Source organism: Microbispora rosea (assembly GCF_044460045.1).
Lineage (GTDB): Bacteria > Actinomycetota > Actinomycetes > Streptosporangiales > Streptosporangiaceae > Microbispora > Microbispora rosea.
Genome location: NZ_JBITJO010000004.1, coordinates 717,919 through 738,539, shown reverse-complemented (window position 1 = coordinate 738,539; position 20,621 = coordinate 717,919). Strand labels below are relative to the sequence as shown.

The following is a 20,621-nucleotide window of genomic DNA, read 5'->3' as shown; positions in this document are numbered from 1 at the left end:
TGTCTCGTTTTCGGGGGGTACGCGCAGGAGATGGAGCATCCCGCGGCGCTCACAGGCCCACCTGTCCCGTGGCGGAGGCTCGCCCGCGTGCTCGTGATCAGGCCGGACAACGTCGGCGACGTGGTGATGGCGGGCCCGGCGCTGCGATCGCTGCGGCGGGCCGCTCCCCGGGCCCGGCTCGACCTGCTGGCCACCCCCGCGGGCGCCGCGGCCGCCGCGCTGCTCCCCGAGGTGGACGGCGTGCTCACCGCCTCGGTCTCGTGGCAGAAGACGGGCGGTGAGGACGTCCCGGTCACCGACGACCTGGATCTCGTTGAACGGATCGGGTGGGGCGGCTACGAGGCGGCGGTGATCCTGACCTCGTTCTCGCAGGCCCCCTGGCCGGCCGGGAACCTCTGCAGGCTCGCCGGACTGCCCGTGAGGGTCGGCATGTCCAAGGAGTTCGGCGGGGCGGGGCTGACCCACTGGGTGCCCTCGCCGCCGGACGAGACCCACCAGGTGGATCGCGCGCTGCACATGCTCGAACGGGTGGGCGTCCCTCCGGTCGAGGGCAGGCTGCGCGTACGCGTGCCCGCAGAGGCGGCCCGTACGGCCCGCCGCCTGCTCGGCGGCGGACCCACAGGCGACGGGCGCATGGAGGGGCAGACGGACCGGCAGGTGGACGGGCAGACGGACGGGCAGGCGGACGGGCATGGGGACGGCCACGCAGAGGGCCACGGAAGGCGGCCGTGCGCGCTCATCCTTCCGGGGGCCTCCTGCTCCGCGCGGCGCTACCCGGCGGATCGGTTCGCCCAGGTGGCCGGGCTGCTCACGGCCGCCGGGCTGCGGGTCCTCGTGGCGGGCACGGCCCGCGAGGCGTCGCTCGTCGAGGCGACCGGCGCCGATGTGCCCGGCGCCGTCCTGCTGCCCGGACGGTTCGACGTGCCGGTCCTGGCGGCGCTCATCGACGCCGTCGACGTGGTGGTGTGCAACAACAGCGGCGGGGCACACCTGGCCAGCGCGCTCGGCACGCCCGTGGTCGTGCTGTTCGCCGGCACCGAGCAGGTGGAGCAGTATCGGCCGCGGTTCGGCCCGGCGTCGATCCTCACGGTGCCCACCGCCTGCTCGCCCTGCCGCCAGTTCGCCTGCCCCTTCGCCCACGACTGCCTCGACATCCCGCCCGAGCAGGTGGCCGCCGAGGCGCTGCGCCTGACCGACGAGCGCGGCGGTCCCTGGTGGCGGACCCCGGCGGGCGCCCGGGACGCCCGGTGATCGCGCCTCCGGCCGACGGACGGGGCGGCGGAGGCGGGTCCTGCGGCCGATAGCCTGATGTGCGTGCCCGACTCGCCGTACGCCGATCTCGACCGGCCTCCGCTGTCCGAGACCGCGCTGACCAGGGCGCTGGTGCGCCCGGGCTCGCTGTGGTCGTCCATACGCGTCGTCGAGCGGACCGGCTCCACCAACGCCGACCTGGCCAGGACCGTGCGCGAGAGCCCGGCCGAGGGCGCCGTGCTCGTCGCGGAGTCGCAGTTCGCCGGCCGGGGCAGGCTCGGACGCCCGTGGACCGCGCCGCCGCGCTCCGGGCTGACGTTCTCGATGCTGCTGCGGCCGGAGGTGCCGCTCGCCCGGCAGGGCTGGCTGGCGCTGCTGGTCGGCCTCGCCGCCGCCTCGGCCGTACGGCGGATCGCGGAGATCGACGTGCGGCTCAAGTGGCCCAACGACCTCATGGTGGGGGAGCGCAAGCTCGCCGGGATCCTGGCCGAGCGGGTGGACCGCATGGTGGTCGTCGGCATGGGGCTCAACGTCTCGCTGCGGCCGGAGGAGCTGCCCGTGGATCGGGCCACGTCCCTCGCCGTCGAGAACGCCGCCTGCACCGACCGCGATCCGCTGCTGCGCGCGATCTTGCGGGAGGTCGAGTCGCACTACCGCGACTGGAAGGCCGCCGACGGCGACCCGGACGCATCGGGCCTGCGTGCCGCCTACCTCGCCTGGTCGTCCACCGTGGGCCAGGAGGTCAGGGTCGAGCTGCCCGGCGAGCGGGTGCTGACCGGCCTGGCGACCGGCGTCGACGCGTCCGGCCATCTGGTCGTGCGTGCCGGCGACGGGGAGCACACGCTCAGCGCGGGCGACGTCGTCCACGTCCGCAAGGGTCCGGGGCCGGAGACCGGCCCGGCGGCCTGAGCTGCCGGGTGATCAGGGCTTCCGCGTGATCGGAGCCGCCGGGTGATCAGGCGAACGCATGCAATCGACCGGCGATCGTGTCACGATTTGCGCCATGGGTCTCCCGGATCACTACTTGGCCGACGGCGAGCGCGTCGTTCTATCGTTCCATCCGCACTGGAAGCGACTGATCCTTCCGGTCCTCGCCCTCGTCGTCGTGCTGGCCGCCGCCGTCGCGGCCTTCATCTTCATCCCCGGCGACTACGAGTACGCGGGATACGCCCGCGGCGCGGTGGCCGTGGTCGCCTTCGTGGCGCTGGTCCTGTGGACGATCGTCCCCTATCTGCGCTGGGTGACGACGTCGTACACGCTGACCTCGCACCGCTTCGCGATCAGCACGGGCGTGCTGAACAAGTCGGAGGACGACATCCCGCTGGCCAAGGTGAGCAGCGTGAGCTCCGACCAGCGGCTCCTGGAGCGCATCCTCGGATGCGGCACGCTCCGGGTCGAGTCGGCCTCGGAGAAGGGCGACATCGACTATCGCGACATCCCCCAGATCCAGCGGGTGCGGCACGAGCTGTTCCGGCTGGTGGAGGACGCCGCGGACGGGAACATCGACGGGGAATGAAACGCGGCGCGGCCTGCGCGCCGTGCGGGGGAGGGGGACGTGGACACTAGCGGGCGGCCCGGCGCCGACGACATGCGGCGATTGTTCCTGGGGCCGGCACCGGCCTACACCCGGAGGCAGGTCGCCGAGGCGGCCGGCATCCCGCAGGACCTGGCGGCGCGGATCTGGCGGGCCCTCGGCTTCGCCACGTTCGCCGACGACGCCGTTGCGTTCACCGAGGCCGACCTGGCGGCCCTGCACCGCATCCGCGACCTGATCGACACGGAGACGCTCGACGAGCGGACCGTCATCCGCATGGCCAGGGCCCTCGGTCGCACGACCGCGCGGCTCGCCCAGTGGCAGGCCGAGATCATGCTGGACGCGCTGATCCAGCCCGGCGCGAAGGCGGGGGAGGACGCGCTGCGGCAGGTGGTGGACACGGTCAGCCGCCTGCTGCCGGACTTCGAGCAGACGCTGGTGCACGTCTGGCGCTCCCAGCTCGCCGCGACCGCGAGCCGGCTGGTCTCCCTCGCCGAACCCGGCGAGGACGTCTCGCCGACCCGGCCGAGGCTCGGGGTCGGGTTCGCCGACCTGGTCGCCTTCACCCGCGTGTCGCGGGAGCTGGACGAACTGGCGCTGGCCGACCTGGTCGAGGGGTTCGAGTCGCGGGCCTCCGACGTGATCGCGGCGCACGACGGCCGGCTGGTCAAGACCCTCGGCGACGAGGTGCTCTTCACCGCCGCCGACCCGAGGACCGCGGCCCTCATCGCGCTCGACCTGCTCGACGAGCTCAAACGGGACGCCGAGGGGCCGGACGTGCGGGTCGGGCTGGCGTACGGCCCGGTGCTCCCGGCGATGGGCGACGTCTTCGGCACGACGGTCAACCTGGCGGCCCGGCTGACGGCCATCGCCAGGCCCGGCACGATCCTGGCCGACAGCGAGCTCGCCGCCGGCCTCGCCGGGGCGACCGGCGTCGACCTGGTCAAACTCCGCCGCCGTCCCGCCCGCGGGCTCGGCGTGGTGGAGCCGTATGTTCTGAGGAGATCCACCCGAGAAAGTTGAGGTGCAGCACATGCCGTACGAAGTCCAAGGCGTGGTGGCGCGCGGCAAGGGAGAGGCGGTGACGCTGGAGACGGTCGTCGTGCCGGATCCGGGGCCCGGCGAGGCGGTCGTGAACGTGCAGGCCTGCGGGGTCTGCCACACCGACCTCCACTATCGCGAGGGCGGCATCAACGACGAGTTCCCGTTCCTGCTGGGCCACGAGGCCGCGGGCGTCGTCGAGGCGGTCGGCGCGGGCGTGACCGAGGTCGAGCCCGGCGACTACGTGATCCTCAACTGGCGGGCGGTGTGCGGGCAGTGCCGCGCGTGCCTGCGGGGCCGGCCGTGGTACTGCTTCAACACCCACAACGCGGCGCAGAAGATGACGCTGGCCGACGGCACCGTGCTCAGCCCGGCGCTCGGCATCGGGGCCTTCCTGGAGAAGACCCTGGTGGCGGCCGGGCAGTGCACGAAGGTCAACCCGGCGGCCAAGCCGGCCGTCGCCGGGCTGCTCGGCTGCGGCGTGATGGCCGGTCTCGGGGCCGCGATCAACACCGGCGGCGTGACCCGGGGCGACACGGTCGCGGTGATCGGCTGCGGCGGCGTGGGCAACGCGGCCATCGCGGGCGCGCAGCTGGCGGGAGCCCGGACCATCGTCGCGGTGGACGTGGACGACCGCAAGCTCGACTGGGCCCGCGGCTTCGGAGCCACGCACACCGTCAACTCGCGGGAGACCGACCCGGTGGAGGCGATCCGCGACCTCACCGGCGGGTTCGGCGCCGACGTCGTGATCGAGGCGGTGGGCCGTCCCGAGACGTACAAGCAGGCCTTCTACGCCCGCGACCTCGCCGGGACCGTCGTGCTGGTCGGCGTGCCGACCCCGGAGATGCAGCTCGAGCTGCCGCTGCTCGATGTCTTCGGCCGCGGCGGCGCGCTCAAGTCCTCCTGGTACGGCGACTGCCTGCCCAGCCGGGACTTCCCCATGCTGATCGACCTCTACCTGCAGGGACGGCTCGACCTCGACGGGTTCGTCTCCGAGACCATCGGCCTCGACCAGGTCGAAGAGGCGTTCGGCAAGATGCACCGCGGGGAGGTGCTGCGGTCGGTCGTGGTGCTCTGACGCCCGCCGGCGAGGGGCGGCGCTTCCGTTTGCGGAGTGCCGCCCTTTTCTGTGCCTTGGATCACATAGGCAAGCCTTACCAAACTGGGTTATCTTAGGTATGCCTAACCTTCCTCAAGATCCTGAGAGGCGACCCATGTACGTCTGCATCTGCCGCGCCGTCACCGAGAGCGAGGTGCACGACTGCATCGCCGACGGGGCGAGGACGGCTCGCCAGGTGCGGGACGTCACGGGTGCAGGGGGGGACTGCGCGTCCTGCGTCCGGAAGATCTGTGCGATCCTGAAACGGTCAGAGGACCTGGTCACCAGCGCATAGATCGAGGAAGCTTATGCAGGGCGACAAAGAGATCATCGCGCTGCTCAACGAGCAGCTCACCTCCGAGCTGACCGCCATCAACCAGTACTTCCTGCACGCGAAGCTACAGGAGAACTGGGGATATACGAAGCTCGCCGCGATCACGCGGGCGGAGTCCATCGATGAGATGCGGCACGCGGAGGAACTCACCGACCGGATCCTGTTCCTGGAGGGTCTGCCGAACTACCAGAAGCTGAACACCCTGCACATCGGCCAGACCGTCAGGGAGCAGCTTCAGGCCGACCTGGAGCTCGAGCTGGGCGTGGTCAAGCGCCTGCGGCCCGGCATCGCCCTCATGCGGGAGCGGGGGGACATCACCTCGGCCACGCTCTTCGAGCGCATCCTGGCCGACGAGGAGCACCACATCGACTACCTGGAGACCGAGCTGGGCCTCCTGGAGAGTCTGGGCGAGCAGCTGTACCTTCAGCGGTACGCGGAGCCGCCGTCGTCCTCCTGAGCCGCGCTCTGCTGACCCGGCGCTCTCCCCGCGGTCGCTCCTGACACGCGAAAATCAGATCGACAACGCCCGCCGTCATCGTTTCGGCGGGCGTTTTTCCTGCCATTATCCGGTTTCCAGCGACGAAGTTCGGAATGGTCGAGAATAGGGTAGAAGATCGCGTCGGTTGCGTGCTGACTATCCTGGATTTATCAGTGTTTGCCCAGGTCAATTGATGGGTCAACGACAAGTCAAAAGGCGCGCTGTAGCCGGGAAACGATCGCACAAGGTCCTACGATCGCACCATGACCTGCGTACTTCTCGCCGAGGATGACACCTCGATTTCCGAGCCGCTGGCGCGAGCCCTGCGCCGGGAGGGCTATCAGGTGGAGGTGAGCCCCGATGGCCCGCAGGCCCTGGAGAGGGCCTTGTCGGGGGGCGTCGACCTGATTGTTCTCGACCTCGGCCTTCCAGAGATGGACGGGCTGGAGGTCGCGCGCCGCATTCGCGCGGAGGGACACGGGACTCCGGTCCTGATCCTCACCGCCCGTGTCGACGAAGTCGACACCGTCGTCGGTCTCGACGCCGGCGCCGACGACTACGTCACCAAGCCGTTCCGCCTGGCAGAATTGCTCGCCCGAGTGCGGGCTCTGCTCCGGCGCGGAACATCGGAGACCCCGGTGGTGCAAGGCGTCCGCATCGACGCCGACTCCCGCCGGGCCTGGATGGGGGACAAGGAACTGCACCTGACCACCAAGGAGTTCGACCTGCTGCGCGTGCTCGTACGGGACGCGGGCAAGGTCGTCACCCGCGAGCAGATCATGCGCGAGGTGTGGGACACGAACTGGTGGGGGTCGACCAAGACACTGGACATGCACATCTCGTGGCTGCGCCGCAAGCTCGGTGACGACGCGGCCAAGCCGCGCTACATCACGACCGTCCGAGGGGTCGGCTTCCGTTTCGAGCGCGAGTAGCCGCCGTGGGGCGGTTGCGGGGGAGGGGCTAGCACGTGCGCCGGCGCCTGCTGTCCTCCATGCTGCTCGTCGCGGTCATCGCGGTAATGCTGTTAGGCGTGCCCCTGGGTGTGGTCGTCGTGCGTCTGTTCAACGACGAGGTCGCCCAGGAGCTCAGAACGGATGCGAACCGGCTGCTGCTGGGGGTGGAGTACTCCCTCAGCCAGGGCCAGGGGATCAGTCCGGACCAGCTCGCACGGAACTACCCGGACCGATACCTCCAGGTGTTCGTCCGCGGGAAACCGCCGATCGTCGTCGGCTCGCCTCCACGTGCGGGCCGTGACCTGACCGAGGAGGCGCGCTCCGAGAACGGTTACGTACGCGTCAGCCGCGACGCGGCCCAAGTCCAGCAGGACACCCAGGCGCGGCTGGTGCTCATCATCGCGCTCGCCGTCGTGGCCCTCGGGGCCGCGATCGGGCTGGCCACCGTCACCTCGCGTCGCCTGAGCCTGCCGCTCCAAGATCTCACCAGGATCGCCGAGCGGCTGGGTTCGGGCGACGCGAGGCCGAGCAGGCACCGCTACGGGATCCCCGAGCTGGATCTCGTGGCCGAGGTGCTGGACCGCAGCGCGCTGCGGATCTCCGACCTGCTCGCGCGGGAGCGCGAGTTCGCGACCGACGCCTCCCATCAGCTGCGCACGCCGCTGACCGGGCTGAGCATGCGCCTGGAGGAGATCGTCGCGGCGGCCGACCAGCCCGAGGTGGTCCGCGAGGAGGGTGAGGCCGCGGTCGTGCAGGTCGAGCGGCTGACGGCCGTGATCGACGAACTGCTGGCCGCCGCCCGCCGTCAGCGGCACGCCCAGGCGGAGCCGATCGACGTGGACGACGTGGTGGGGCAGCAGATCACCGAGTGGGAGCCGGCGTTCCGCCGGGCCCACCGGTCGCTGGTGCTCGCGGGCGACCGCGGCCTCAGCGCGCTCGGCACGACCGGCGGGCTCAGCCAGGTGCTGTCCACCCTGCTGGAGAACTCCCTCAAGCACGGCGACGGCGTGCTGACGATCAACACATCGAGTACGGGCAGGTCTGTGGTGATCGAGGTGGCCGACGAGGGCCCGGGCATCCCGGAGGCACTCGGCCACCGGGTGTTCGAGCGGAGCGTGAGCGGGGGAGGCGGCACGGGCCTGGGGCTCACCCTCGCCCGCGCCCTGGTGGCGGCCGACGGCGGGCGGCTGGAGCTGGTCAAGCGCCGCCCGGCGACCTTCGCCATCTTCTTACGCCACACCCGCGACAGCGGACGTCATCGCGTGGTGAGCGGCCCCGCCTGACGGTCCGGCGGAGGGGTCAGCTGGTGGTGAGGGGGTCGGGCTGTGCCTTCACGTCGGAGTGAGGCCGCGCGCCGACCCTCTCGACGGCTCCTTCTGCGGTCCCCACAGTCCCCACGGCGGCTCCCACGGTGGGCTCCTCGGCCAGCTCAGGGGCCGCGAGGAACACCCACTTCTTGTACGACCACAGCCGGAACAGTGTGCCGAGCCCCACGCCGACGAACTGGGCGATGTTGTAGCTCACCGCGTCGTGCAGGCCCAGCGAGTAGGTCACGAAGCCGATGAGGAGCAGCGGGGGCAGCAGCCCGAAGCCGTTCAGCACGAAGAACAGGACGTACTCGCGTGCCAGGCCGCTCTGCTCCCGATGACGGTAGGTCCAGAAGCGGTTTCCCAGGTACGCGAACGTGGCGGCGACGATCGTGGCCACGACCTTCGAGAACAGCGGGCCCATGCCGACGCCGAACCGCAGCAGGTTCGTGCCGCCGAAGTCGATGACGAACGCGATGGCGCCCACCAGGCCGAACTTGATCAACTCGTGGATGAGCGCGGCGAACCGCTCGTAGGCACGTCGTAGCAACTGCACGTCCCGCACGGTCCTTCCTGATCGGCGGCCATGGTCGGCGGCGAGGTCTTCTCAGGCTACCGGTAGCAAGCACAAATCGGGGTCTTGCCGCAACCTTCGCCCGCTTCGTCCCAGGTCATCAAAGAACATTTCAAGAAAAATACTGCTATCTGGGATGAGTGGGCCCTCTTCGCACTACGCTCTCGCCCGACCAGGATCACCTAGTTCGGGGACGCGCGCGTTCTGGAGGGGTGGCCTTTCTCGTGTTGCGCAGACTCACGGCCCTCGGTCTCGGCCTCGTCCTGCTCGCGGGGTGTGGAACCGAGGGCCTACGCGAGACCCCGGCCGAGCCGGGCGCCACGTCCCCGGCGACGGTCGAGATCACCACGGCCGACGCGCAGGCGGCCTTCGACGGCCTCGGCGACCTGTCGGACGCCTGGAAGGACCGCGACTGCGCCGAGATCGAGCAGCTCACGACCGGCGTGGAGAGCACGATCGGGAGCCGCCTCTGCGCGGCCGGCCGCTCGCCAGGTTCGACCGCCTATCGGGACCCGGAGTTCTTGCTGCCCGCCCGGGAGGACGGCGAGGACGGGGCCTGGTTCGCCGTGCTGGCCCGCAAGCCCGAGCCGGCTTACTTCGTCTTCGTGCGGGCGGACGGCCGATGGCGGCTCGGCGCCGGGCCGATCCCGCTCGTCGGCAAGGCGCCCGACGTGGGGGGCGGCGCGGACGGCGAGGTGATCGACGCCGCGGCCGACCCGGACACGGCCGTCGGGGCGCGGCTCGCGCCCACCCGGCACGTCGCATTCCTGACCGATCCCGCCGGGGTGGGCGGCGACGGGGTCAGCGGGGTGCGCTTCACCTCCGGCGACCCCATGCGCCGCCTTCTCGTGGAGCTGGTCCGCGCCCCCGGCAGGGTCCGTCCCGATCACCTGTCCACCGACGTGCGCATCGAGGGACCGGCCCGCGCGCTCGCGCTGCCCGGCGGCGGGTCGCTGGTGTTCCACGCGCTGCGCGTCGTCTTCACCCAGAAGCCGGGCTCTGGCCGTTCCTCTCTCGGGCACCCCCGCTACCGGGCCGCCGACGTACGCGCCTTCACGGGCGGCGCGGCCACGACCGTCACCGGCGGCGAGATCCTGGTGCTCGCCACCAGGGTGGCCAAGGACGCCACGATGACGACGGTCGGCATGCGCCGGGTCCTCGCCGACATCACCAAGGGCTCCGGGCAGGGGTCCGGCTGACGGGGTTTCGCCGCGCAATAGGTAGGCTGACGTGTCGTGAACAGCCCGAACGTTCCCCCTTCCGAACCCGTGACCGCGCCCGTGGTGGGCATGGTCGGCGCGGGCCAGCTGGCGAGGATGACGCAGCAGGCCGCGATCGCGCTCGGCATCGACCTGCGCGTGCTCGCGAACACCCGTGACGAGAGCGCCGCCAAGGTGATCGTGGACACCCGGCTCGGCGACTACCGCGACCTCGCCGATCTCCGGGAGTTCGCGAAGGGGTGCGACGCCGTGACCTTCGACCACGAGCACGTGCCGACCGAGCACATCCGGGCGCTGGCCGCCGACGGCCACGCCGTACATCCCGGGGCGGACGCCCTGGTCCACGCGCAGGACAAGGCGGTCATGCGGGAGCGGCTCACCGCCATCGGCGCGCCCTGCCCCGCCTGGGCCCGCGTCGAGGACCTGGCCGGTGTGGAGGCGTTCGCCGAGGAGCACGGCTGGCCCGTGGTGCTGAAGGCCGTGCGCGGCGGTTACGACGGCCGGGGCGTGTGGATGTGCCAGACCCCCGACGAGGCGCGCGAGGTGCTCGCCACCGGGGTGGCCCTGCTGGCCGAGGCGTTCGTCCCGTTCGAGCGGGAGGTCGCCGTGCTGGTCGCCCGGTCGGCGCACGGCCAGGGTGTCAGCTATCCCGTGGTCGAGACCGTGCAGCAGGACGGCATCTGCGTCGAGGTCATCGCGCCCGCGCCGAACCTGGGCGAGGAGGAGGCGGCGGACGCCCAGCGTGTCGCGCTCACGATCGCCCGCGACCTCGGCGTGACCGGCCTCCTCGCGGTCGAGATGTTCGTCACGAAGTCCGGGCTCGTGGTCAACGAGCTGGCCATGCGCCCGCACAACAGCGGTCACTGGACGATCGAGGGCGCCCGCACCTCGCAGTTCGAGCAGCACCTGCGGGCCGTGCTCAACCTGCCGCTCGGGTCGCCGTCGATGACCGCGCCGGTCGTCGTCATGGCCAACCTGCTCGGCGGGCCCGACCCCGACGTGTACTCCCGGTATGAGCACGTGATGGCCAACGACCCGGGCATCAAGATTCACTTCTACGGCAAGGACGTCCGGCCCGGCCGCAAGATCGGGCACGTCACCGCGCTCGGCACCGACCTCGACGAGGTGCGGGCCCGCGCCCACCACGCCGTCACCTGCCTGAGAGGACCTGTGGATGCCTGACGTCGGGATCGTCATGGGGAGCGACTCGGACTGGCCGGTGATGCGCCAGGCCGCCGAGGCGGTCGCGGAGTTCGGCGTGTCCTTCGAGGCCGACGTGGTGTCGGCGCACCGCATGCCGGCCGAGATGATCGAGTATGGCTCCGGCGCCGCCGGACGCGGGCTGAAAGTGATCATCGCGGGTGCGGGCGGCGCCGCCCACCTGCCGGGCATGCTGGCCTCGGTCACCCCGCTGCCCGTGATCGGCGTCCCGGTGCCGCTCAAGTATCTGGACGGCATGGACTCGCTGCTGTCGATCGTCCAGATGCCGGCCGGGGTGCCCGTGGCGACCGTCGCCGTCGGCGGAGCCCGCAACGCGGGGCTGCTCGCCGTACGGATCCTGGCCGCGTCGGACGAGGGGCTGCGGCGGCGGATGGAGGACTTCCAGGCCGCCCTGCGGGACCAGGCGCACGCCAAGGGCGAGCGGCTGCGCGCCGAAGCCGCCACTCTCCACCCCCACCCGAGGGGTTAGGGGCGGCCGAGGGCGCGGTAGTCCCATCCGGCTTCGCGCCAGGAGTCCGCGTCCAGCGCGTTGCGGCCGTCGACGATCGTGCGGGTGGCGACGGCGCTTCCCAGCTCCTCGGGGTCGAGGGCGACGAACTCCTGCCACTCGGTGAGCAGCAGCACGACCTCGGCCCCCTGGGCGGCCTCCATGGCCGAGTCGGCGTACCCGAGGTGGGGGTGGGCCGCCCGCGCGTTGGACAGGGCGACCGGGTCGTAGACCGTGACCTGCCCGCCCTGCTCGGCGATCTTCAGGGCCACGTCCAGGGCCGGGGAGTCCCGGATGTCGTCGGAGTTGGGCTTGAACGCCGCTCCCAGCACCGCCACCCTGCGGCCGTCGAACGCCCCGCCCAGGATGTCGCGGGTGAGGTCGACCGTCCGGGAACGGCGGCGCAGGTTGATCTCGTCGACCTCGCGGAGGAAGGCGAGCGCCCCGGGGGCGCCGAGCTCGTCGGCCCTGGCCGTGAACGCCCTGATGTCCTTCGGCAGACAGCCGCCGCCGAAGCCGAGGCCGGGGTTGAGGTACCTGCCGCCGATCCGCTCGTCGTACGACAGCGCCTGCGACAGCTGGGTGACGTCGCCGCCGGCGGCCTCGCAGAGCTCGGCCATGGCGTTGATGAACGAGATCTTCGTGGCCAGGAACGCGTTCGCGGCCGACTTCACCAGCTCGGCCGTGGGGAAGTCGGTCACCACGATCGGGACCTCGCCCAGGGGCGCGTAGACGTCCCGCAGCACCTTCTCGGCCCGCTCGGAGGCGACGCCGAGCACGATCCGGTCGGGGCGGAGCGTGTCCTGCACGGCGAAGCCCTCACGCAGGAACTCGGGGTTCCAGGCCAGCTCGACCTGCATCCCGGCGGGCGAAAGCCGTACGAGCTTGTCGGCGAGGCGCTCGGCGGTGCCGACCGGCACCGTGGACTTGCCCACGACCAGGCACTCGCGGTCGAGGTGCGGGGCCAGCGCCTCGACGACCGCGTCGAGGAAGGAGACGTCGGCGGCCTGCTCGCCCTTCTTCTGGGGCGTGCCCACGCAGATGAAGTGGACGTCGCCGAACGCCGCCGCCTCCTCGTAGGAGGTGGTGAAGCGCAGTCTGCCCGAGTCGAGGTTGCGGCGGAGGAGCTCCTCCAGGCCGGGCTCGTGAATCGGCAGCTCGCCGCGCTGCAGCCGTTCGATCTTGCTCTGATCCACGTCCAGACCGAGCACTTCGAAGCCCAGTTCGGCCATGCACGCCGCGTGCGTAGCACCCAGGTATCCGGTCCCCAGCACAGTGAGGCGGTACGGCACGGCATGCTCCCCTCTTACCGACTCTTTGTGATCTGGCATGGTACCGGCCCAGTCAACTGCCCTGTGAGCCACCTGGGCAAACCGGCGCCTTGGCCCCACGGTACGGCTCTCAGCCCGCCCGGTCGATGCAAGGCGACCGGTTCCTCACCCTTGTCAGGAGGTTCGGTCAGGGAGGCTGTCGTACTGACTGGTAACTTTCTAGTCGGACGTCCTAGTATCGGCGCTATGAGCTTCCCTCTCTACGCCCCCGCTGAGGAGCACGAGATGCTCCGCGAGACGGTCCGGGCCCTCGCCGACGAGAAGATCGCCCCGCGCGCCGCGGCGGCCGACGAGAACGAGGAGTTCCCCTGGGAGGTCTACAAGGACCTCGTCGCGGCCGACCTCCACGCCGTCCACATCCCCGAGGCGTACGGCGGTGCGGGTGCCGACGCGCTCGCGACCGTGATCGTGATCGAGGAGGTCGCCCGCGCGTGCGCCTCGTCCTCGCTGATCCCGGCCGTCAACAAGCTGGGCACCGTGCCGCTGCTGCTGTCGGCGTCCGAGGAGCTCAAGCAGCGCTACCTGACGCCGGTCGCGCGCGGTGAGGCCATGTTCTCCTACGCCCTGTCCGAGCCGGAGGCCGGCTCGGACGCCGCCTCCATGAAGACCAGGGCCGTGCGCGACGGCGACCACTACGTGCTCAACGGCACCAAGATGTGGATCACCAACGCGGGCGTGTCGGAGTACTACACGGTCATGGCCGTGACCGACCCCTCGGCGGGCGGCCGCGGCATCTCGGCGTTCGTGGTGGAGAAGGACGACGAGGGCGTCTCGTTCGGGCCCAAGGAGAAGAAGCTCGGCATCAAGGGCTCGCCCACCCGCCAGGTCATCCTGGAGAACGTCCGCATCCCGGCCTCGCGGATGATCGGCGAGCCGGGCACCGGGTTCAAGACCGCCCTGGCCACGCTCGACCACACCCGCGTCACGATCGCCGCCCAGGCGCTCGGCATCGCCCAGGGCGCGCTCGACTACGCGCTCGGGTACGTCAAGGAGCGCAAGCAGTTCGGCAAGCCGATCGCCGACTTCCAGGGCCTGCAGTTCATGCTCGCCGACATGGCGATGAAGCTGGAGGCCGCCCGTCAGCTCACCTACGCCGCCGCCGCGAAGTCGGAGCTGGCCATGAACGGAACCCCGGTCAAGGACCTCACGTTCTTCTCCAGCGCCGCCAAGTGCGCCGCCTCCGACGCCGCCATGGAGATCACCGTCGACGCCGTCCAGCTCCTCGGCGGGTACGGCTACACGCGGGACTTCCCGGTCGAGCGGATGATGCGCGACGCCAAGATCACCCAGATCTACGAGGGCACCAACCAGATCCAGCGCGTGGTCATGGCCCGCCAGCTCCTCAAGTAGCCGATGAGCAGCGAGAACCCCGTCTGCCGCCGAGGGACGGGCGGGGTTGTCATGCCGGCGGATGAGCATATAAACGATCAAAGCCCGGGCGGGGGAAACGGTCCCTGGCTCAGGCTCTCGGGTCACAGTCCTGCGGCACGCACGGCCTCATGGATCGCCGCACTGTTGTCGATCAGCTCGTTGACGTCCTTGCTGGCCATCGTCGCAGTGACATAGACGTGGTGCACACCTCCCTCAGCAAGGACAGCCAGGTCCTCGACCAGCTGCTTCGGGCTGCCGGCAAAGGGCTGCCGGCCCTCCGCCGGCACGTCGGACAGGTCCTGCACGAGCACCTGGTATATGCATTTGATCTCGGCCGGGTCGCGTCCCGCCTCGGCTGCCATCTCACGAAGCTGCGCGAGCTGCGCCACGACCTGTTCGGGCGGGAGGCCGGTGGGCAGCCAACCGGTGCCGCGGCGGGCGATGCGTCGCAGCGCGGCCGGACCAGCACCGGCCAGATAGATCGGGATCCGGCGAGCCGGCTTCGGCTTCACCAGCGCCGGGGCGATGCGGTAGCGGTCGTTGCCGAACGAGACCGGGTCGGGACCCCACACCGCCGAGGCCATGTCCAGGAACTCGTCGAGAGCCAGGCCGCGCTCGGAGTACGGCCGCGGCGCGGCCGCGTGATACTCATCGATCGACCAGCCACTGCCCAGGCCCGCGATGACTCGGCCACCCGACTGGTGATCCAGCGCCGCCAGGGATCGGGCCAGCTGAAACGGCGTGCGCAGCGGCGGAACAAGGACACCCGTGCCCAGCTCGACCCGCTCGGTGACAGCAGCAGCCATCGCCAGAGTCAAAAGTGGCTCGCCGGTGGACGCATAGACGTCCGGCCAGGGAGCGTCAGGAATGCCGTACAAACCATGGGGACCGCTCTGGTCGACGGGCACGAGCACACGCTCGTACACCCAGAGACTGTCGTACCCGATCTCTTCGGCCGCCCGCGCGAACTTCACGACGTCCGTCGTCAAGTCGTAGTCGGAGCTCTGCGGAAGATTGACGCCAAGTTTCAATGGCATGTGACTGACTCCTGAATTGGAACGCGGTTAGAAGCGGGGTGGGGTTCGGCTGTGCCGGAAGCGCCGCTGTGGTGATCGCCGTTCCGGGGTGGCCGCGCCAGTGCGGGACGGCGTCAGGCGGCCTCGAGTTCCATGATCCACAGTGGCGAGCGAGTGGGCCGGGCGGAGATTCGACGCCATCCTCCAGCCGTGAACAGGGCGTCATACTCGTGAAGGTGGCGTTCCCGGCCTCCATCGGTGACGGACAGCATGTTCATGTCCGCCACGGCGCCGAAGTCCGGCGTACCGACCTCGCCGAGCACGAGCTCGAAGACGACGGCACGCGCTCCTGGCCGGGCGGCGGCACGGCAGTTGCGAAGAAGGCGAACGCATGCGTCGTCGTCCCAGTCGTGCAGGACCCACTTCAGCAGGTACAGGTCCGCCGCGGGCACCCCTTCGAAGAAGTCGCCCTGCACCGCGCTGAAGCGGTCGGAGAGGCCGAGTTCCCCGGCGGCGCGGGCAGCGGCCGCGGTCACATGCGGCTGGTCCAGGACGATGCCGTGCAGTCCGGGATTGGCCTGCATCAGCCCGAGCACGAGCCGGCCGTTGGCGCCGCCCACGTCGACGGCCGTCGAAACACCCGAGAGGTCGAGCACGCTCGCCGCCTCGGCCGCGACGATCTCCGACATGCTCGAACCGCTGGAGGCGAAGGCGTCACCCTCCTCCGGATGCTGGGAGAAGTAGGTGAACTGGTCCATGCCCAGTGCCTTGTACACCTGCGTTCTGCCCTCGCGCACGGCATCGGGCAGGTGCGCCCAGCTCACCCAGGTCGAGTAGCCCGCCAGGTGGAGGGTGGTGTCGCGCAGTGAACCCGGGACCCCTTCGCGCAGCAGTTCTCCCATCGGGGTGGTGGCGAACCTGTCGTGGCCTTCGTAGGCGAGCAGTCCGATCGAGGCGCACGCCCGCATCAGGCGATAGGTCGTGTCCGGATGGGTGGATGCCCGTTCGGCGACCTCATCGGCCGTACGTGCCCCCGCGGCGACATGGTCGATGATCGACAGGGCCGCCGCCGTCCGGACGATCTGCGCGACCCCGTGGCCGGTAATCATCTGGAACAGCCTGCCGAAGTCGCGTTCCTGCTCAAGGTCCTTCATGGTGCTCCGTACTTTCATCTCGTCGCTGCCCGGACGGGCATCGGCTTCTGCCGGTATGGCCGGCAACGGGACATCTGATGTGAGGGGCGGGCTGTGGAATCGCGGCAGCCGTGCCTATCGGCACGCTGCCGTGATTCGCACGCTGATCAGGAGGGCCGCGCTGCTTGGTCGCCCGCGATCTGGATGATCGTCTTCCCGGGCGTGCGGCGGTGGCGGGCGAACGCGGAGGCCGTTTCGGCAAGCGGTCGCACGTCGCCGACGACGGGGGTGAGCCGTCCGGCCCGCACGCGCTGGGCGAGGTCCGCCAGCCGGGCGCGGTCGGGTTCGACGACGAAGAAGACGGCTCGCCCGTCCTTGGGCCGCACCGTGGGTGGCATGGCGATGGTGACGAGAGTGCCGCCCGGGCGCACCAGCTCGGTGGATCGCTCGAGGATGTCGCCGCCGATCACGTCGAACACCACGTCCACCTCGCCGACGTGCCGCAAGTCGTCGGCGTCCAGGTCGAGGAAGGTCTGCGCGCCGAGGCCGAGCGCGACATCGCGGTCGTCGGCCCGGCCGGTGCCGATCACGTGGGCGCCCGTCTCCCGCGCGAGTTGGACGGCGATCGAGCCGACGCCGCCCGCGGCGCCGTGAATGAGGACGGTCTGGCCGGTCGTGAGGTGGGCGTGGTCGAACAGTCCCTGCCACGCGGTCAGTCCGGAGATGGGCAGCGCGGCGGCCACAGAGTGGTCGATGTCGGCCGCGAGGGGGGCGAGGTTGCGCGCCTCCACTGCCGTGTATTCGGCCAGGGACCCGTTGCGGGCCCAGTCGGTCAGCCCGAACACCCGTTGGCCCACGGTGAGGCCGGTGGTTCCGTAGCCGAGCTCGACCACGACTCCGGACAGCTCGTGCCCGGGGATGCTGGGTGTCCGGTCGCGGCCGGCGCGATCGGACCACGTCGCCGGCCAGTCGAGCTCTCCGGGGGTGAAGCCCGCGGCGTGCACGCGCACGATGACGTCGTTCTCGGCGGCGTGGGGATAAGGCATGTCGGTCAGGGTGAGGCCGCCGACGCCCGCGGCACGATCCCGTACGGTGATCGCTCGCATGTCCGAATCCTTTCCACAGCGGTGTCGAAGTGACTCACACCGCTCATCTCGCGCGATGAAGGTGATGCCGGTCAGCTCGGCCAGGCTGAGCCGAGGATGCGCTCGACCGTCGTCACACGCCGGAAGCCGGGGACGAAGTGTTCGAGCACGTCGGAGTTCACGGTCCCGTTCGTGGTTTCGGGGCGGTTCTTGAGCCCGTCGACATAGGCGCGCAGGAACTCGTTCTTGAAGTCCCCACGAGGATGGGCGGCGAGGATTTCGTCCAGTCGATCCTGCTCCAGTCCGTCCAGGCCGAAGCCGATCACGTCGGTCAGGACGCCGAGGTACGTGCTCGCGATCTCGGGGGCCATCCGGTCGGGGATGCCCGGCGTCGTGTGCAGCGCGATCGCCGTCCAGACGGTCTCGGCGGCGGCCGTTGAGAAACCCCGTTCCAGTAGGAACCTGCGCGCGTGGTCGGCGCTGTCCACCTCGAAGCGCTGCTCGACATCGGAGAAGGGAGTCAGGAGACCGGCGTCGTGGAACATGGCCGCCAGGTAGAGCAGCTCCGGGTCCGGTTCGACACCGAGCGTGCGCGCGTGAATCAGGCCGAAGAAGAAGACCCGCCGGGAATGGTGGTAGATGAGGGGGGTGGTCGTCTCCTGGATGAGCGTGGTCGCCTCGGCGACCGCCGCTGTCTCGGGAATCTCCACTCCCGCGATGACCTCTGGCATAACCTCTGACCTTCCGGGAGCTATGTCGGACTATTGGGTCGTATGTCCGACTTCCATGCTCCCCGTCGTCGGCGTGCGACGCCGCCCTCGTCTGGCCAGGAATCCCCTATATCCGGACAGGGTGGTATCGAGTGCACCCTGTCCAGGGGGCCCCGTGATCGTCGGTAACGGTGTGCTACCAATGAACGGTGCCCATGCCTCCTGCGTCGCCGGCCCGAGGGCGGTCGGTGCCGGCGGGGTCCGGACGGTCACCGCGCGGCTCCGGCTCCGGAGGGGCCGGAGTGGTGGACGCCGCCCCTCATCGCGTCGCGATCCTCGTCTATGACGGAGTGACGTTGCTCGACGTCGCCGGTCCCGCGGAGGTTTTCAGGGAGGCGAACCGGTTCGGTGCCGGCTACCGGATCGTGCTGCTGTCGCCGACGGGTGCGGACGTCACGTCGAGCCTCGGGGTCCGGATCGCGGTGCACGGCGCCGTCTCCTCGGAGCCGGCCTCCGACACGTTGCTGGTGGCCGGGTCCGATCTCTACCCGCGTGCCGCTGTCCCCGGCGAGCTGGCGGACGCGGCGCGGAAACCGGCGGCGGTGGCCGGCCGCGTCGCGTCGATCTGCACCGGGGCGTTCGTCCTCGCCGCCGCCGGCCTCCTCGACGGCAGGCGCGCGACCACCCACTGGAAGGTCGCGCACGAGCTCGCCGTACGGTGCCCGACGTGCCGGGTCGAGCCCGACGCGATCTACGTGCGCGATGGCGCCGTCTACACGTCGGCAGGGGTGACGGCGGGCATCGATCTGGCGCTCGCTCTCGTCGAGGAGGACCACGGGCCCGATCTCGCGCGCGAAGTCGCCCGCGCCCTGGTGGTGTACATGCAGCGTGCGGGTGGCCAGTCCCAGTTCTCCGCGCCGCTGCAAGGACCGCCGCCCCGCTCGTCGGCGCTCCGCAGAATCACCGACGTGGTGACGGCGAACCCCGGCGGGAACCACTCGCTCGGCGAACTCGCCAAACACCTCAACGTGAGCACCCGGCACCTCACCCGGCTCTTCCGCGACGAGCTGTCCACGACGCCGGCCCGCTACGTGGAGAACATCCGATTCGACATGGCCAGGGCACTGCTCGATCAAGGACACACCGCGACGCAGGCCGCGACCCTTGCCGGGTTCCCCAGTTACGAGAGCCTGCGACGGGTTTTCGCCAGGAAGCTGTCGATCAGCCCCGCCGCCTACCAGCGCCGGTTCGGCACGGCCCGCCGCGCCAACGCGGGCTGACCGCAGGCCGGGCCGTCGCTGAGCGGTCCGAATCGGACAATTTCGGGGCAAATGTGATCCCAATGTCATAAAGATCCGCGATCGTGGAGGGGTGCGCGCGTGGCTCGTTGATCAGGTGAGGAAACGGCTGGGCACGTTCGGGCTGATCGGGCCCTCTATCGCGCAGTGCGCCGTAGGCGCCGCTCTGGCCTGGATCGTCGCCGTTCATCTTCTCGGACACGCTCATCCGCTCTTCGCGCCCATCTCGGTGCTGATCTGCGTGGGCCTGGGGATCGGGCAGCGGCTGCGCAGGATGGCCGAGCTGGTGGTCGGCGTCAGTCTGGGCGTGGGCGTCGGCGACCTGCTGGTGTCCTGGATCGGCTCGGGCCCCTGGCAGCTCGCCCTCGTGATCGCGCTGGCGATGACCATCGCATGGCTGCTGAACAGCGGCCAGCTGTTCGTGTCGCAGGCCGGGTCGTCCGCGGTGCTGGTCGCCATGCTGGTGCCGGGCACGGACGCCGGTGGGCTGGACCGGATGGCCGACGCGCTCGCCGGCGGCGTCATCGGCCTCGCCGCGGTCGCGCTGCTGCCCGCCAGTCCGCTCACCATCGCGGGCAGACATCTGTCCGGCGTGCTCGACGCCTTCTCCACCATGCTCGAACAGGCGGCGGAGGCGATCGAGAAGGGCGACGCGGACCTGGCCGCCGAGGCGCTGGAGTGCGGCCGCAGGACCCAGACCGCGGTCGAGGAGTTCACGGCGGCGCTGGACAACAGCAAGGAGATCATCAAGATATCGCCGCTGCGCTGGCATCACCGGGCCAGGCTGGCCAGATACAAGACCGCCGCCCTGCCGGTGGATCTCGCCCTGCGCAACGCACGCGTCCTGGTGCGCCGCACGCTTGCGGCGATGGGGGAGGCGAGCCCGCCGCCGGTCGCCCTGGCCGAGGTGCTGCGCGAGGTCTCGGAGGCGGCGCTGCTGCTCCAGCTCGAACTGGGGGCCGGACGGGAACCGATGCTGACCAGGCAGGCGCTGCTCGCCGTCGCCGCGCGGGAGCGGCCCAAGAACCTCGGCTTCTCGGCGAACGTCATCATCGCGCAGCTGCGTTCCATCGCCGTCGATCTGCTCGAGGCGACCGGCATGGATCACGACGAGGCATCGGCCGCGCTGACCCCGCTCGACGAGTTCCGCGACGAGAGCATGCGTGGCTGAGGTCGAA

Annotated in this window: 21 protein-coding genes; 15 read left to right on the top strand and 6 right to left on the bottom strand. The window is 70.6% G+C overall.

Annotated features, from left to right (window positions below):
* The first annotated feature begins 87 nt into the window (after positions 1 to 87).
* From ACIBK1_RS20675 to ACIBK1_RS20635, 9 genes are all read left to right on the top strand, one after another.
* Complete coding sequence (locus ACIBK1_RS20675) at positions 88 to 1,251, top strand: glycosyltransferase family 9 protein (protein ID WP_197042644.1); 1,164 nt, start codon at positions 88 to 90, stop codon at positions 1,249 to 1,251.
* A gap of 57 nt (positions 1,252 to 1,308) precedes the next feature.
* Positions 1,309 to 2,160, top strand: coding sequence for a biotin--[acetyl-CoA-carboxylase] ligase (locus ACIBK1_RS20670; protein WP_030508562.1), 852 nt, complete (start codon positions 1,309 to 1,311; stop codon positions 2,158 to 2,160).
* A 94-nt stretch (positions 2,161 to 2,254) separates the two neighbouring features.
* Positions 2,255 to 2,767, top strand: coding sequence for a PH domain-containing protein (locus tag ACIBK1_RS20665; protein WP_030508563.1), 513 nt, complete (start codon positions 2,255 to 2,257; stop codon positions 2,765 to 2,767).
* 39 nt (positions 2,768 to 2,806) lie between these two features.
* Complete coding sequence (locus ACIBK1_RS20660) at positions 2,807 to 3,808, top strand: adenylate/guanylate cyclase domain-containing protein (protein ID WP_231513919.1); 1,002 nt, start codon at positions 2,807 to 2,809, stop codon at positions 3,806 to 3,808.
* 10 nt (positions 3,809 to 3,818) lie between these two features.
* Positions 3,819 to 4,904 (top strand): S-(hydroxymethyl)mycothiol dehydrogenase, encoded by a 1,086-nt coding sequence (locus ACIBK1_RS20655; RefSeq protein WP_396736966.1) that lies wholly within the window; start codon positions 3,819 to 3,821, stop codon positions 4,902 to 4,904.
* Positions 4,905 to 5,004: 100 nt separating this feature from the next.
* A complete protein-coding gene (locus ACIBK1_RS20650) occupies positions 5,005 to 5,220 on the top strand; it encodes a (2Fe-2S)-binding protein (RefSeq protein WP_331281176.1) in 216 nt (71 codons plus the stop codon).
* 13 nt (positions 5,221 to 5,233) lie between these two features.
* Entirely contained in the window at positions 5,234 to 5,716 is a 483-nt protein-coding gene (gene bfr, locus ACIBK1_RS20645; protein ID WP_030509436.1) for a bacterioferritin, read from the top strand.
* A gap of 284 nt (positions 5,717 to 6,000) precedes the next feature.
* Positions 6,001 to 6,669: a response regulator transcription factor gene (locus tag ACIBK1_RS20640; RefSeq protein WP_030451323.1), complete on the top strand. Its 669-nt coding sequence runs from the start codon at positions 6,001 to 6,003 to the stop codon at positions 6,667 to 6,669.
* Positions 6,670 to 6,704: 35 nt separating this feature from the next.
* Complete coding sequence (locus ACIBK1_RS20635) at positions 6,705 to 7,973, top strand: sensor histidine kinase (protein ID WP_030509435.1); 1,269 nt, start codon at positions 6,705 to 6,707, stop codon at positions 7,971 to 7,973.
* A 16-nt stretch (positions 7,974 to 7,989) separates the two neighbouring features.
* On the opposite strand, the gene ACIBK1_RS20630 is transcribed toward ACIBK1_RS20635, so the two are convergent.
* Positions 7,990 to 8,553 (bottom strand): GtrA family protein, encoded by a 564-nt coding sequence (locus ACIBK1_RS20630; RefSeq protein ID WP_396736963.1) that lies wholly within the window; start codon positions 8,551 to 8,553, stop codon positions 7,990 to 7,992.
* A 242-nt stretch (positions 8,554 to 8,795) separates the two neighbouring features.
* On the opposite strand from ACIBK1_RS20630, the gene ACIBK1_RS20625 reads away from it, so the two are divergent.
* From ACIBK1_RS20625 to purE, 3 genes are read left to right on the top strand one after another with little or no spacing between them, the layout of a single operon-like run.
* Complete coding sequence (locus tag ACIBK1_RS20625) at positions 8,796 to 9,770, top strand: hypothetical protein (RefSeq protein ID WP_396736960.1); 975 nt, start codon at positions 8,796 to 8,798, stop codon at positions 9,768 to 9,770.
* Between the two features lie 36 nt (positions 9,771 to 9,806).
* Positions 9,807 to 10,973 (top strand): 5-(carboxyamino)imidazole ribonucleotide synthase, encoded by a 1,167-nt coding sequence (locus ACIBK1_RS20620; protein ID WP_030509432.1) that lies wholly within the window; start codon positions 9,807 to 9,809, stop codon positions 10,971 to 10,973.
* Positions 10,966 to 11,481 carry a 5-(carboxyamino)imidazole ribonucleotide mutase gene (gene purE, locus ACIBK1_RS20615; RefSeq protein WP_030509431.1) on the top strand — a complete coding sequence of 172 codons (516 nt, stop codon included), beginning with the start codon at positions 10,966 to 10,968 and terminating at the stop codon, positions 11,479 to 11,481. Before ACIBK1_RS20620 ends, purE begins: the two co-directional genes overlap by 8 nt.
* Here purE and ACIBK1_RS20610 read toward each other — a convergent pair.
* A complete protein-coding gene (locus ACIBK1_RS20610) occupies positions 11,478 to 12,791 on the bottom strand; it encodes a UDP-glucose dehydrogenase family protein (protein ID WP_030509430.1) in 1,314 nt (437 codons plus the stop codon). The genes purE and ACIBK1_RS20610 overlap by 4 nt on opposite strands.
* A 225-nt stretch (positions 12,792 to 13,016) precedes the next feature.
* Here ACIBK1_RS20610 and ACIBK1_RS20605 point away from each other — a divergent pair, with 225 nt between their 5' ends.
* Positions 13,017 to 14,180, top strand: coding sequence for an acyl-CoA dehydrogenase family protein (locus tag ACIBK1_RS20605; protein WP_363529805.1), 1,164 nt, complete (start codon positions 13,017 to 13,019; stop codon positions 14,178 to 14,180).
* 122 nt (positions 14,181 to 14,302) lie between these two features.
* Here ACIBK1_RS20605 and ACIBK1_RS20600 read toward each other — a convergent pair whose 3' ends face one another.
* The 4 genes from ACIBK1_RS20600 to ACIBK1_RS20585 all read right to left on the bottom strand — a co-directional run bounded on the left by ACIBK1_RS20600 (position 14,303) and on the right by ACIBK1_RS20585 (position 18,166).
* Complete coding sequence (locus tag ACIBK1_RS20600; protein ID WP_396736955.1) at positions 14,303 to 15,238, bottom strand: LLM class F420-dependent oxidoreductase; 936 nt, start codon at positions 15,236 to 15,238, stop codon at positions 14,303 to 14,305.
* Between the two features lie 113 nt (positions 15,239 to 15,351).
* Positions 15,352 to 16,371 (bottom strand): methyltransferase, encoded by a 1,020-nt coding sequence (locus ACIBK1_RS20595; RefSeq protein WP_396736952.1) that lies wholly within the window; start codon positions 16,369 to 16,371, stop codon positions 15,352 to 15,354.
* A gap of 146 nt (positions 16,372 to 16,517) precedes the next feature.
* Complete coding sequence (locus tag ACIBK1_RS20590) at positions 16,518 to 17,456, bottom strand: NADP-dependent oxidoreductase (protein ID WP_396736949.1); 939 nt, start codon at positions 17,454 to 17,456, stop codon at positions 16,518 to 16,520.
* Positions 17,457 to 17,527: 71 nt separating this feature from the next.
* Positions 17,528 to 18,166 (bottom strand): HD domain-containing protein, encoded by a 639-nt coding sequence (locus ACIBK1_RS20585; RefSeq protein WP_396736946.1) that lies wholly within the window; start codon positions 18,164 to 18,166, stop codon positions 17,528 to 17,530.
* Positions 18,167 to 18,450: 284 nt separating this feature from the next.
* On the opposite strand from ACIBK1_RS20585, the gene ACIBK1_RS20580 reads away from it, so the two are divergent.
* Both ACIBK1_RS20580 and ACIBK1_RS20575 read left to right on the top strand, forming a co-directional pair.
* Entirely contained in the window at positions 18,451 to 19,425 is a 975-nt protein-coding gene (locus ACIBK1_RS20580; protein ID WP_231513976.1) for a GlxA family transcriptional regulator, read from the top strand.
* A gap of 115 nt (positions 19,426 to 19,540) precedes the next feature.
* On the top strand, positions 19,541 to 20,614 hold the full coding sequence (locus ACIBK1_RS20575) for an FUSC family protein (protein ID WP_357314227.1): 1,074 nt from the start codon (positions 19,541 to 19,543) through the stop codon (positions 20,612 to 20,614).
* Positions 20,615 to 20,621 lie beyond the last annotated feature (7 nt).